Below are 13,110 nucleotides of genomic sequence, written 5' to 3'. Positions count from 1 at the left end.
CGGTGGGGCGCCCGAGGGGGCACGGCGCGCTCCGGGGGCGCCGTGAGCCCCCTTGCGGTCACGGCCCGTCCGGGTCCTGGCGGGACAGCGCCGGGCGTGGTGCGGGACCCGCCGTCATCAGGTAGTCCGCGGCCGAGGTGTCCGTCACCAGGCTGGTGACGAGCCCGGAGCGCAGTACGGCGTCGATCGCGGCCGCCTTGCGCTGTCCGCCCGCGATCGCGACGACCTCGGGGATGCGGCGCAGCCGGTCGGCCTCGACGGTGATGCACCGCTCGCCCAGGTCCCGGCCGACCCGCCGGCCCTCGGTGTCGAACAGGTGCGCGGACATTTCGGCGGCGACACCGAGGGACGCGTAGTGGGCGCGCTCCTCGTCACTGAGCATGTCGTGCACCGTCGAGATGCCCGGCTCCCAGGAGCCGATGGAGACACAGGCGACGGTGACCTTGTCGAAGTACTCGAAGGCGCGTGCGATCCCCGTCTGGCTGCGCAGCGCCGCCGCGGTCGCCGCGTCGGGCAGCAGCATCGGCGCGTAGATGGGGTGGGCGTCCCCGCCCGACACCTGCGCGGCGCGGCGTACCGCCTCCACCGAACCGCGCTCGGCGGTCCCGGCGTCGTAGACACCCGTCAGCTGCACCACCGTGCACGGCGGGAGCCGGTCGAGGGCCGCGGCCATGTGAATGGTGGAGCGGCCCCAGGCGAGACCGAGGACATCGCCCTCGTTGACGAGCTCGCCGAGCAGGTCGGCGGCCACCTCTCCGAGGTTCTCGGGGTCGGGCGACTCCTCGGCGTCGGCCGGGGACTCGACCACCACCGCGTGCCGGAGGCCGTAGCGGGCGCGCAGCGCGTCGGAGCGCTCCGCGTCCAGCTCGGCCGGCACCCGGATCTCGATCCGCACGAGATCCCGTTCGAGAGCGGTCTCCAGGACCCGGGCCACCTTGAAGCGGCTGACGCCGAACTCCTCGGCGATCTGGATCTTGGATTTGCCCTCGAGGTAGAAGCGGCGGGCCATGGCCGCCGCCTGGACCAGCTCAGCGGGTCCCATCCGCATGGCTGACCGGCCCGCCGACATACCCGACACGGCGCTCTCCTCACTGCTGTTCACACTCTGGATTCGCCGTTCATCCTTGCAGATCCGGCGTACTTGATCAGCCCAGATGGGCGGCGTTCACGTTCCCTTGGTTCAGTGGTCGCACGCCCACGCCGCATGAGCCGTCGCCTCCTGTGCCTGGGTGCGCAATGCACGTACCGCCTGGGCCGGGTCCGATGCCCCGTAGACCGCCGAACCTGCGACGAAGACGTCCGCGCCCGCCTCCGCGCACCGCTCGATGGTGGAGGCCGAGACACCGCCGTCGACCTGGAGCCAGAGCTCGAGTCCGTGCTTGCTGATCAGCTCACGGGTGCGGCGGATCTTCGGAAGCATGATGTCCAGGAACGCCTGGCCCCCGAAACCCGGCTCCACCGTCATGATCAGCAGCATGTCGAGCTCGGGCAGCAGATCCTCGTACGGCTCGATGGGGGTCGCGGGCTTGAGCGCCATGGAGGCGCGGGCACCCATGGCCCGGATCTCGCGGGCGAGCCGCACCGGCGCGGCGGCCGCCTCCACGTGGAAGGTGACGGAACCGGCACCCGCTTCGACGTACTGGGGCGCCCACCGATCGACGTCCTCGATCATCAGATGGCAGTCCAGCGGCGTGTCCGTCGCGCGGGCCAGGGATTCCACGACCGGCACCCCGAGCGTGAGGTTCGGTACGAAGTGGTTGTCCATGACGTCGACATGGAGCCAGTCCGCTCCCTGCACCGCCTGTGCCTCCTGGGCAAGACGGGCGAAGTCGGCGGAGAGAATGCTGGGGTTGATCTGCACGGCCATGCCCCAAGACTGCCATGCCCGGCACCGGTTGCTCTCCCCGGTCCGGAACGGGGCCGGCGCCGGGATGCCGCGCGGTGGTCCGCCATGCCGCGCGGAGCCGCCCGCGGGCCCCTTCCGACACGGCCACGGGGTGCCGTGCCGGACGGCAGAGGGCGCGGTGGGCTCAGCGGGCGGGGCTCAGGCGGTCCGCCTGATCAGCGCCAGGTACATCGCGTCCGTCCCGTGCAGATGCGGCCACAGCTGGACGTCGGGGCCGTCGCCGAGCGCCGGTACGTCCGGGAGCAGCGGGCGGGCGTCGAGCAGTTCGGCCGAGCCGTTCTCGTAGTGCTTGAGCACGTCGTCCACGACCGCGCGGGTCTCGGCGAGGTGCGGCGAGCAGGTCGCGTATCCGACGACGCCGCCGATCCGGACCGAGTCGAGCGCGGTGCGCAGCAGTCCGCGCTGCAACGACGCGAACCCGTCCAGGTCCTCCGGGCGGCGCCGCCAGCGCGCCTCGGGACGGCGCCGCAGGGCGCCGAGGCCGGTGCAGGGCACGTCCATGAGGACGCGGTCGAACGTGCCGGGCAGCCAGGGCGGGCGGGTGCCGTCGGCGGCGATGACCTGGTAGGGGCCGGGGTTCCCGGCCAGCGCCTTCGCGACGAGCCCGGCCCGGTGCGGTTGCTTCTCCGAGGCGAGCAGCACGGCGCCGCGCTCGGCGGCGAGGCCGGCGAGCATGGCGGCCTTGCCGCCGGGGCCCGCGCAGCCGTCCAGCCAGGCCTTGTCGGGCCCGTCGAGCGGCGCGTTCGCGAGGGCCAGAGCCACCAGCTGGCTGCCCTCGTCCTGGACGCCCGCACGACCCTCCCGTACGGCGTCGATGGCACCCGGTTCGCCGCCCTCGCTGAGCCGCACGGCGTACGGCGACCAGCGCCCCGGCAGGGCGGACTCCTCCCCCAGGGCGTCGAGGAGTTCGCCCGCGGTGGCGCGTCCGGGCCGGGCGACGAGGGTCACCTCGGGTCGTTCGTTGTCGGCCTCCAGCAGGTCCTCGATCCCGGCCCGCCCGCCGCCGAGCGAGTCCCACAGCGCGGAGACGACCCAGCGCGGGTGGGAGTGCACGACGGCCAGATGGTCCTCGGGGTCGTCGTCGTAGGGCGGCGCGACCTGCTCCAGCCAGCCGTCGAGATCCTGCCGCGCGACCTTGCGGAGCACGGCGTTGACGAACTTGGCGCGCCCGTCGCCGAGCACGACTCGGGCGAGTTCGACCGAGGCGGAGACGGCGGCGTGCGTCGGGATGCGTGTCCCGAGCAGCTGGTGGACGCCGAGGCTGAGGACGTCCAGCACCGGCGGGTCGACCTCGCGCAGCGGCCGGTCGACACAGGCCGAGATGACGGCGTCGTACGTGCCCTGGCGACGCAGCGTCCCGTACACGAGCTCGGTCGCCAGCGCCGCGTCCCGGCCGTCGAAGTCGCCCTTCTCCCGCGCCTTGCGCAGCAGCGGGGGCAGGACGAGGTTGGCGTACGCGTCCCGCTCGTCCACGGCCCGCAGCGCCTCGAAGGCGAGGAAGCGGACGGGGTCCTTCTGGGGGCGGCGGTAGGGCTTGCCGGGCTTGCTCGGCCGACGGGACTGCTCACTCACGAAAAAGGTGCTCCGGATCCAGGAAAAAGGTGCGCCTCTCAGCGTACGCCGCGGGCCGGGGTCCGACGCCGGGCGCTCCGCGTGGCCGGGGCCCCTCGGAAGTACCGGGCATGCCGCCCCGGACGGGCGGCCCCGGCAGGACGGGACCATGGCGGGCGCGGACCACCGAGACTACGGCGGCCCTGTACGGCTCCGGCGGGGCGAGACTTTGACGGTCCCGACCAGGAACTTTGGCGATCGCGACCAGGGACTTTGGCGGTCCCGACCAGGGCGAGACCTGGGCGGGCCCGCCCAGGGCCCTCGGCGGGCCCAACCGGGCGAGACCTTGGCGGACCTGCCCAGGGCCCTCGGCGGTCCCAATCGGGACGAGACCTTGGCGGACCCGACCGAGGACCTTGACGGGCCCTACCCGGGACCTGGGCGGACCCGACCGAGCGGCCCCGGTCGGCCGAGGGGACCGGCGGCGCGGCAGCCGGACCCCGACGCCGAGCCCCGGTCGACGCCCAGCCCCGACGCGATGCCGAGACCCAGCGAACGCCGAGCCTCCGTACGCGCGGCCCGGTGCGATGCCGAGCCCGGATGCAGCGACCGGGCCCCGGCACCGCGCCGAGACCCCAGTGCGCCACCAAGCCCCGACACAGCGCCGAGCCCCGGTGCAAAACCGAAACCGCGTACAGAAACCGGACCCCGACGCCGCGCCAAGACCCAGAGCGCCACCAAGCCCCGACACAGCACCGAGCCCCGGTGCAAAACCGAAACCGGGTACAGAGGCCGGACCCCGGTGCGAGGCCGAGCCCAGGTACAGCGACCGGCCCCCGGCGCGGTGCCGGGCCCGGTGCCATGCCGGCCCCCGGCGCGGTGCCGGAGGCCCCGGTGCCGGCCCCGGCGCGGTGCCGGCCCCGGCGCGGTGCCGGGCCCGGCACGCCACCGGCGCGGCTCAGACCCCGAGCGCCTCTCCGGAGGAGATCCGTACGCCACGTGCCCAGTCGGCGGCGCGCATCGGCTTCTTGCCCTGGGCCTGCACCCAGAGCAGTTCGACGGCGTACGAACCGGTTCCGACGTACACGTTGTTCTTGCCGACGGACAGCTCGCCCGGGGCGAGGTCGGTGCGCTCGGGCACCGGCGCGGCCTGGACGAGCTTGAGCCGCTCGCCGCGGAAGACGGTCCAGGCACCCGGCGCGGGGGTGCACCCGCGTACCACCCGGTCCACGCGCAGCGCCGGCGCGGACCAGTCGACGTGGGCGTTCTCGACGCTGATCTTCGGCGCCAGGGTGACGCCGTCGGCCGGCTGCGGTACCGCCTTCAGGGTGCCGTCCTCGATGCCGTCCATGGTCGCGAGGAGCAGTCCGGAACCGGCGAAGGCCAGCCGGGTCAGCAGATCCCCGCTGGTGTCGGTGGGCCGGACCTCCTCGGTGACGGTCCCGTACACGGGCCCCGAGTCGAGCCCCTCCTCGATGAGGAACGTGGACGCACCGGTGATCTCGTCGCCCGCCATCACCGCGTGCTGCACCGGGGCGGCGCCGCGCCAGGCGGGCAGCAGCGAGAAGTGCAGGTTGACCCAGCCGTGGGCGGGCACGTCGAGGGCGACGCGGGGCAGCAGCGCCCCGTACGCCACCACGGGGCAGCAGTCGGGGCCGATCTCCCTCAGGCGCGCCAGGAACTCCTCGTCCCGCGGCCTGGCCGGCTTCAGCACCTCGATCCCGGCCTCCGCCGCGCGCTCGGCGACCGGACTCGCGACGAGCCGGCGCCCCCGCCCGGCGGGCGCGTCGGGCCGCGTGACGACGGCGGCCACCTCGTGCCGCCCGGAGGCGATCAGGGCGTCCAGAGCGGGGACGGCGACCTCGGGGGTACCTGCGAAGACGAGCTTCATGGGTGGCGGTTGGCCTCTCGGGCGGGAACTCTTCAGACCCCGCGAGCACGCCGACGGGGCCGAGGTACGGGGCGGCGCACCAGTCTATGCGTCGCGGGGGCACCGGACTCGGGCGCTCCCGGACATCCCGCGCCGACGCCGGCTCCAACGCCCGTACCGCCGGGTCCCGACGCCGACAGCCCACGCCCCGCACAGGGCGTGCGGGCCGTGATCGCCGCCGTACGGGCCGTGCGCACCGGGGGCGTACGCCCCCGGACGCGCCCTCTGCATATGCCCCTACGCCCCCGCAGCGTGACCACTCACCCGGAAACGCGTTGGTCAAGAGAGAGTTGACCACCAACGGGCCGTGATCGCGGCCCGATCCTTTTCAACGCCGGTTCGAGAGGCTTGTTCATGGCCGACCACGCAACCCACGACGCCCAGGCTCGGGCCAGCCTGCACTTGCTGGTGCGGGACATCGAGCGGGTCCGCCGGCAGGTGGACGCACTGCGCACGCTCACCGCCCAGCTGGGCAACGTCTACCGCCCGCGCCGCTCCGGCCCCGCCACGGGCTTCGTCGTCTACGGGCGCGCCCCCGCCCCGACCGTCCGTCTCGCCCAGGAGCTACGCGACAGCGTCGAGACGCTGGTCACGGCCGCCGTGGACTTCGACCGCTCGCTGGGCTTCTCGTGGGACGCGGTGGGCTCGGCCCTCGGGGTCACCAAGCAGGCGGTGCACCGCCGTTACGGCGCCCGTCGCGCCGCCGCCCAGGCCGCCGCGGAGGCCGAGCGCGCCACCGAGACTTCGAGTGCCCGCCCGGTCGCGGTCACCACCGGCATCCCCGCGGTGCCCACGGTCCCCGCCGCCCGCTCCATGCCGACGCAGCCGACAGCGGGCAGCCCCACACTCCGCGACGAGGTGCGGCCCACCGCGTTCCCGGGACCGCGCAACGGCTGAACCGGGTACCCCGTCCCTCACGCTCCGCCCTGCCTCCCGGCGCCGCCGCCCCGGGAGGCAGCCCCTCGGCCACCCGTCACCCGATGTCCGGCGGATCGATCCGAATCCGTACGGGCTCGCTCCCCCCACGCGCCATCCGCGCCGCCTGTGCGGCCTTCAGCGCGGCCGCCAGTGCGGCACCGCTGCCTGGCGGCACCCGGACGAGAGCGCGCTCCCACCGCTCCCCCGGCGGCGGCGCCCCCACCCGGCGCGGTCGCCCGGCATCGGTGACCGGCAACGGCACCGGCCCCAACACCTCGGCGTCGCCCGGCAGTTCGACCACCGCGAGAAAACCGGCGAGCGCCTCGGCCGTACCCGACACCGCCGCCATCCGTGACACCGGCGGAAATCCCAGCTCGGCCCGCTCGGCGAGCTCACGCACCGCGTGCCCGACGGGGTCCCACCGTACGAGCGCCTGCACGGGCCGCAGCGTCGGCTCCGCGACGACCACCACGGTGCCGCCCGCTCCCTGCCCGCGCACCAGCGCCGAGGCCCCGATCCAGCGCCGCAGCGCCTCCTCACCGGCCCGCAGATCGGGCCGCGACAGCATCGCCCAGCCGTCGAGCAGCAGCGCGGCCGCGTATCCGCCCTCCGCGACGGGTTCGGCGCCCGGCGTGGACACGACGAGCGCGGGTGCCCCCGGCACCGTGTCGAGCACCTGCTCGCGCCCCGACGTCCTGACCGGCACCGCCGGAAAGGCCCGGCCCAGCTCCTCGGCGGTCCGCCGGGCGCCCACGATCTGCGCGCGCAGCCGGAACCCACCGCACTCGGGGCAGTGCCAGGCCGCCTCGTCGCGCCCGCACCACGTGCACCGCAGCGCGCTCGCGTCCCGCGCCTCCAAGGGACCTGCGCAGTGCCGGCAGCGGGCCGGAGCCCGGCACTGCGCGCAGGCCATCCTCGGTACGTAGCCGCGCCTCGGCACCTGGACCAGCACGGGCCCGTGCCGCAGCCCCTCCCTGACCGCCTGCCAGGCCAGGGTGGGCAGCCGGGCGGCCCGGGCCGCCTCGTCCCGTGCGAGGTCCCCGTCACCCACGGTTCGTACCAGCGGCGCGCTCGCCCGCACCTGGTCCCGCTCGGCCGCCAACGGCAACGCCCAGCCGCTCTCGACCAACTGGGCGGCCTCGACCGTGCAGCTCCAACTCCCCAGCAGAAAGGCGCATTTGTCGTGGGCGGCCCGGAGCAGCAGGACCTCCCGCGCGTGCGGCTGGGGTGCGTGCGGCTCGCTGTGACTGCCGTCCCCGTCGTCCCACAGAACGACGAGTCCGAGGTCGCGCACCGGCGCGAACATGGCGGCGCGCGTCCCCACGACGGCCCGTACGGACCCGCGCCGCACGGCGAGCCACTCCCGGTAGCGCTTCTCGGGTCCGGCCTCGGCCGTGAGGACCGCGTGCCGCCCCTCCCCCAGCAACGAGGTCAGCGCCGCGTCCACGCGGGAGACGGTCCGGCCGTCCGGTACGACGACGAGCGCGCCCCGTCCCGAGGCGAGCGTCGCGCCCACGGCCCGCGCCAGCTCCTCCGCCCATGCGGGCCCCGGCAGTGCGTTCCACACGGCCCGCGGGGAGCCGCCGCGGGCGAGCGACTCCACAAAGGCCGCCCCCCGCGCATACCGCGTCCAGGACTCCGCCGCGGGCGCGTCGGGTGCGGGCAAGGGCGCCGGAGAGGGCTTCGCCTCGGCCCGAGCGTTGCGCGGCGGCACGGCGAGTTGCAGCACATCGGCGAGGCTGCCCGCGTACCGGTCGGCGACGGCCCGGGCCAGCCCCAGCAGCTCGGGGCCGAGGACCGGTTCGGGAGACACCACCTGGGCCAGTGCGGCGAGCGGTCCTGAGTAGTCGGACTCGGCCAGCCGCTCGACGAGGAAGCCGTCGATGAGGCCCCCGCCCTCCCGGCGCCCGTCCCGCACCCGGTGCCGCCCGGCCCCGAACCGCACCCGGACCCGGACACCGGGCTGAGCCTGGGCGTCGAGCTCCTCGGGCACGGCGTAGTCGAAGTACCGGTCGAGATGCAGCACGCCCTTGTCGACGAGCACCCGCGCGACGGGCAGTTCCTTGGCCAGCGCGGCGCCGCGCCAGGTCCGCGGCTTCGCCTTCGGCGCCCTGGCCTGCCGCACGCCCTCGCGGATCAGCGCAAGCTGCTCGGGCGGCACGCCCTCCGCGTCACCCTCACCCCGCCCGTTCGCGCTGCTCACAGCAGTATTCCTACCAGACCGCACTGACAGCGCCGCGCGCCCGGGATCGGGCCGGCCGCGGACCGCGAACGCCCTCGGGCCGTGCCCGCGCCTTCGCGCCGTGCGAGCGGCAGGAAGGGGCGGCCGCGACGTCGGCTCTCCCGAGATCCAGGCGGCAGCGGCTCATGATGCCTGCAGTTTCACCGCACGCCCGAGGGACGTGCTCGACCGAAGTAGCCGCGGCCATCGCACCGGGAGATCCTCAGCGTAGGAACGGGGAGCGGTCCGCGCGAGGCCTTTTTCCGGGCCGGCGCGACCCGTCGCCGGATCAGGGCCGACCGTCGGCACGAACGGCGGACCGTGCCCGGCGGCGCGGGACCAACTGCGCTGCGCGGGAACCACGAGCGGGGCAGGAACCACGAGCAGGGCAGGAACCATGGACGAGGCCCGGCACCCCTGAGGGGGCACCGGGCCTCGTCAAGACGCGGCGAGCCGCGGGCGACTACAGGCCGACGGCCCTGCGCAGCGCGTCCACACGGTCCGTCCGCTCCCACGTGAAGTCGGGCAGCTCCCGGCCGAAGTGGCCGTACGCGGCCGTCTGGGAGTAGATCGGGCGCAGCAGGTCGAGGTCACGGATGATGGCCGCCGGGCGGAGGTCGAAGACCTCGGTGATGGCGGTCTCGATCTTCTCGGCGTCGACCTTCGCGGTGCCGAAGGTCTCGACGAAGAGACCGACGGGCTCGGCCTTGCCGATGGCGTAGGCGACCTGGACCTCGCAGCGCGTGGCGAGACCCGCGGCGACGACGTTCTTGGCGACCCAGCGCATCGCGTACGCGGCGGAGCGGTCGACCTTGGACGGGTCCTTGCCGGAGAAGGCGCCGCCGCCGTGGCGGGCCATGCCGCCGTACGTGTCGATGATGATCTTGCGACCGGTCAGGCCGGCGTCGCCCATCGGGCCGCCGATCTCGAAGCGGCCGGTCGGGTTGACCAGCAGGCGGTAGCCCTCGGTGTCCAGCTTGATGCCGTCGTCGAGGAGGGCCTTGAGCTCCGGCTCCACCACGAACTCGCGGATGTCGGGTGCGAGCAGCGAGTCCAGGTCGATGTCGCTCGCGTGCTGCGAGGAGACCACGACCGTGTCCAGACGGACCGCCTTGTCACCGTCGTACTCGATGGTGACCTGGGTCTTTCCGTCGGGACGGAGGTAGGGGATCGTGCCGTTCTTGCGGACCTCGGAGAGCCTGCGCGAGAGCCGGTGCGCCAGGTGGATCGGCAGCGGCATCAGGTTGGGCGTCTCGTCGGTCGCGTACCCGAACATCAGCCCCTGGTCGCCCGCGCCCTGCTTGTCGAGCTCGTCCTCGTCACCCTCGACGCGGGACTCGTACGCCGTGTCGACACCCTGCGCGATGTCCGGGGACTGGGAGCCGATCGACACCGAGACACCGCACGAAGCGCCGTCGAAGCCCTTCTTCGACGAGTCGTAACCGATCTCGAGGATCTTGTCCCGGACCAGCTGGGCGATCGGCGCGTACGCCTTGGTCGTGACCTCTCCGGCCACGTGCACCAGGCCGGTCGTGATCAACGTCTCCACGGCGACCCGGGACGTCGGGTCCTCCCGCAGAAGCGCGTCGAGAATGGTGTCGCTGATCTGGTCAGCGATCTTGTCGGGGTGACCCTCGGTCACGGACTCCGAGGTGAACAGGCGACGGGACACAACGCTCCCTGTGGTTGCAGCGGCTGCTGGCTGATCATTGGCGGACGGGACGGGAGCTGCGCCCGGCGTCGTCCGAGAACAGTTTATCGGTCGCGCTCGCCGACAGGCCCCCCTGTCTCGCTTCTCGGAAGCGCTGTGACCTGCGGCACGGGCATTCTGCGCTACGGAGATCGCTCTCCGCCAGGGTCACCGCGAGCGAATTCCGCGCGGACGGAGGCGCCTGTTGAGGTGACGGGAACCTCTACCGCAGACGGCGTGTCACCAGATCCCACACGGTCTCGGCCAGGGCTTCCTTGGGTCCGTGGGGCACCGCGGTCTCACTGCCGTCGGCACCCAGCACCACGGCCTCGTTCTCCTCGGAGCCGAAGGTCCTGCGCTCCCCCACCTCGTTCACCACGAGGAGATCGCACCCCTTGCGCTCCAGTTTCGCGCGGCCGTTGGCGAGGACGTCGTCCGTCTCGGCGGCGAAACCGACCACGATCTGGCCGGGACGCGAACGGTCCGCCGAGATCTCGGCGAGGATGTCCGGATTACGGACCAGGACGATCGGCTCCGGCTCCTGGCCGTCCTTCTTCTTGATCTTCCCCGTCGCGTAGGCGGCGGGCCGGAAGTCCGCCACGGCCGCCGCCATCACCACGGCGTCGGCGTCCGGGGTCGCCTTGAGCACCGCCTCGCGCAGCTGCACGGCCGTGCCGACCCGCACCACGTCCACGCCCGCCGGGTCCGGCAGACCGGTGTTAGCGGCGATCAGCGTCACCCGGGCGCCTCGCGCGGCCGCGGTGCGGGCGAGGGCGTACCCCTGCTTGCCGGAGGACCGGTTGCCGAGGAAGCGGACGGGGTCGAGCGGTTCGCGGGTACCGCCGGCGCTGACGACGACATGGCGGCCGGCGAGGTCGGGTTCGCGCACGCCCCGGGCCAGCACCCGGCGGCAGACCTCGAAGATCTCCGTGGGGTCGGGCAGCCGGCCCTTGCCGGTGTCCACGCCGGTCAGACGGCCCACCGCGGGCTCGATGACGACGGCGCCGCGGCGGCGGAGCGTCGCCACGTTCTCCTGGGTGGCCGGGTGCTCCCACATCTCGGTGTGCATGGCGGGCGCGAAGACGACCGGGCAGCGGGCGGTGAGCAGGGTGTTCGTCAGGAGGTCGTCGGCGAGACCGTGGGCGGCCTTGGCGAGCATGTCGGCCGTCGCGGGGGCCACCACCACCAGGTCCGCGTGCTGCCCGATGCGGACGTGCGGGACCTCGTGGACGTCCGACCAGACCTCGGTGGAGACCGGGTGCCCGGAGAGCGCGGACCAGGTGGCGGCGCCCACGAAGTGCAGCGCGGACGCGGTCGGTACGACCCGCACGTCGTGCCCCGACTCGGTCAGCCTGCGCAGCAGCTCGCACGCCTTGTACGCGGCGATGCCACCGCTGACCCCCAGCACGACCTTCGGCTTGCCCACCGGGCCTCCCCACACTCGACACCCGTACGCCCCGGCTCGAAGACGTACGACTCCATGACACACCACGGGCCCGGCAGTCGTACTGCCGGGCCCGGGATGAAGTGAAACAGCGGACTACTGCGCGGGGCCCTCAACGGCCTCGGACGTCAGCAGACCCGCGTTGATCTCGCGCAGGGCGATGGAGAGCGGCTTCTCGTGGACGTGGGTGTCGACGAGCGGACCGACGTACTCGAGGAGGCCCTCGCCGAGCTGCGAGTAGTACGCGTTGATCTGACGGGCGCGCTTGGCCGCGTAGATCACGAGGCTGTACTTCGAGTCGGTGGCCTCGAGGAGCTCGTCGATCGGAGGGTTGATGATGCCCTCGGGAGCGGTGATGGAAGAGGACACGCTCTGCCTTCCGAAAGGTGGAAATTGACCTGGAATATCAAACAACTTCCATCAAGGCTAGCAGCTCACGCGCCACGTCCTCGACGGAGGTGTTGACCAGGGTGACGTCGAACTCCGGCTCGGCCGCCAGTTCGATCTTGGCGGCCTCCAGACGGCGTTCGATCACCTCGGGCGGTTCGGTGCCCCGCCCGGTGAGCCTGCGCACCAGCTCCTCCCAGGAGGGCGGAGCCAGGAACACGAGCAGCGCCTCGGGCATGGACTCGCGGACCTGCCGGGCGCCCTGGAGGTCGATCTCCAGAAGGACCGGCACACCCGTCTCCAGGTGCTCGAGGACGGCCGCGCGAGGTGTCCCGTAACGGTTGCCGGCGAATTCGGCCCACTCCAGGAGCTCGCCGTTGGCGATCAGCTTGTCCATCTCGTCGTCCGAGACGAAGAAGTAGTGGACCCCGTGCTTCTCACCGGGGCGCGGCTTGCGGGTCGTCGCCGACACCGAGAGCCAGACCTCGGGGTGTTCCTTGCGCATATGAGCGACGACCGTGCTCTTGCCGACCCCTGAGGGGCCGGAGAGCACGGTCAGCCGCGGACGTTCACTCATGCGGCGATTATTCCAGTAATCCCGGAGTGCCCAGGACTCAGGCGCCGGAACCGCCGAACTCACGCTCCAAGGAGGCGATCTGGTTCGAGCCGAGACCGCGCACGCGGCGGCTCTCGGAGATCCCGAGTCGCTCCATGATCTGCTTGGCGCGGACCTTGCCCACGCCCGGCAGGGACTCGAGGAGAGCGGAGACCTTCATCTTGCCGATGACGTCGTTCTCCTGGCCCTGCTTGATGACCTCGTGAAGGGAGGCGCCGGAGTGCTTGAGTCGATTCTTGACCTCGGCCCGCTCCCGGCGAGCCGCGGCGGCCTTTTCGAGCGCGGCTGCGCGCTGTTCAGGGGTAAGGGGCGGAAGAGCCACGCCTACGTCACCTCGGATGTCGAACTGTCGGATACGGACCGGTGAGGAACCTAGTCGCCCCACACCTGGGGAGCTGCGAGCAACACGCTTGCCCGTTCTCCCCCACTACCTAGAGGGCGTGGGAG

General features: G+C 73.1%; 11 protein-coding genes. 1 reads left to right on the top strand and 10 read right to left on the bottom strand.

What is annotated here, in order from left to right; genetic code table 11:
• Positions 1-58: 58 nt before the first annotated feature.
• The 4 genes from OG199_RS33770 to fmt form a co-directional block, all read right to left on the bottom strand.
• Positions 59-1,102 (bottom strand): sugar-binding transcriptional regulator, encoded by a 1,044-nt coding sequence (locus tag OG199_RS33770; RefSeq protein WP_266697680.1) that lies wholly within the window; start codon positions 1,100-1,102, stop codon positions 59-61.
• A gap of 78 nt (positions 1,103-1,180) precedes the next feature.
• Complete coding sequence (gene rpe / locus OG199_RS33765) at positions 1,181-1,867, bottom strand: ribulose-phosphate 3-epimerase (RefSeq protein WP_351721100.1); 687 nt, start codon at positions 1,865-1,867, stop codon at positions 1,181-1,183.
• A 177-nt stretch (positions 1,868-2,044) separates the two neighbouring features.
• Positions 2,045-3,478: a transcription antitermination factor NusB gene (locus OG199_RS33760; RefSeq protein ID WP_356805568.1), complete on the bottom strand. Its 1,434-nt coding sequence runs from the start codon at positions 3,476-3,478 to the stop codon at positions 2,045-2,047.
• Between the two features lie 937 nt (positions 3,479-4,415).
• Positions 4,416-5,348 carry a methionyl-tRNA formyltransferase gene (gene fmt / locus OG199_RS33755; RefSeq protein ID WP_356805567.1) on the bottom strand — a complete coding sequence of 311 codons (933 nt, stop codon included), beginning with the start codon at positions 5,346-5,348 and terminating at the stop codon, positions 4,416-4,418.
• A 393-nt stretch (positions 5,349-5,741) separates the two neighbouring features.
• Between fmt and OG199_RS33750 the strand changes: the two genes are divergently transcribed.
• Positions 5,742-6,284, top strand: a complete 543-nt coding sequence (locus tag OG199_RS33750) for a hypothetical protein (protein ID WP_356805565.1) — start codon at positions 5,742-5,744, stop codon at positions 6,282-6,284.
• A gap of 76 nt (positions 6,285-6,360) precedes the next feature.
• On the opposite strand, the gene OG199_RS33745 is transcribed toward OG199_RS33750, so the two are convergent.
• The 6 genes from OG199_RS33745 to OG199_RS33720 all read right to left on the bottom strand — a co-directional run bounded on the left by OG199_RS33745 (position 6,361) and on the right by OG199_RS33720 (position 12,985).
• On the bottom strand, positions 6,361-8,508 hold the full coding sequence (locus OG199_RS33745) for a primosomal protein N' (RefSeq protein ID WP_405832633.1): 2,148 nt from the start codon (positions 8,506-8,508) through the stop codon (positions 6,361-6,363).
• 481 nt (positions 8,509-8,989) lie between these two features.
• Complete coding sequence (metK, locus tag OG199_RS33740) at positions 8,990-10,198, bottom strand: methionine adenosyltransferase (protein ID WP_266697692.1); 1,209 nt, start codon at positions 10,196-10,198, stop codon at positions 8,990-8,992.
• A 241-nt stretch (positions 10,199-10,439) separates the two neighbouring features.
• Positions 10,440-11,642, bottom strand: a complete 1,203-nt coding sequence (gene coaBC, locus OG199_RS33735) for a bifunctional phosphopantothenoylcysteine decarboxylase/phosphopantothenate--cysteine ligase CoaBC (RefSeq protein ID WP_405832631.1) — start codon at positions 11,640-11,642, stop codon at positions 10,440-10,442.
• 114 nt (positions 11,643-11,756) lie between these two features.
• Entirely contained in the window at positions 11,757-12,029 is a 273-nt protein-coding gene (gene rpoZ, locus OG199_RS33730) for a DNA-directed RNA polymerase subunit omega (RefSeq protein ID WP_003982715.1), read from the bottom strand.
• A 37-nt stretch (positions 12,030-12,066) separates the two neighbouring features.
• Positions 12,067-12,624 carry a guanylate kinase gene (gmk, locus tag OG199_RS33725; protein ID WP_266697699.1) on the bottom strand — a complete coding sequence of 186 codons (558 nt, stop codon included), beginning with the start codon at positions 12,622-12,624 and terminating at the stop codon, positions 12,067-12,069.
• A gap of 37 nt (positions 12,625-12,661) precedes the next feature.
• Positions 12,662-12,985, bottom strand: a complete 324-nt coding sequence (locus tag OG199_RS33720; protein WP_016638838.1) for an integration host factor — start codon at positions 12,983-12,985, stop codon at positions 12,662-12,664.
• Between the last annotated feature and the right edge of the window lie 125 nt (positions 12,986-13,110).

This window comes from Streptomyces sp. NBC_01176 (genome assembly GCF_045039825.1).
Lineage (GTDB): Bacteria > Actinomycetota > Actinomycetes > Streptomycetales > Streptomycetaceae > Streptomyces.
The sequence above is the reverse complement of the archived record's forward strand: the minus strand, read 5'-3'. Positions and strand labels throughout refer to the sequence as shown.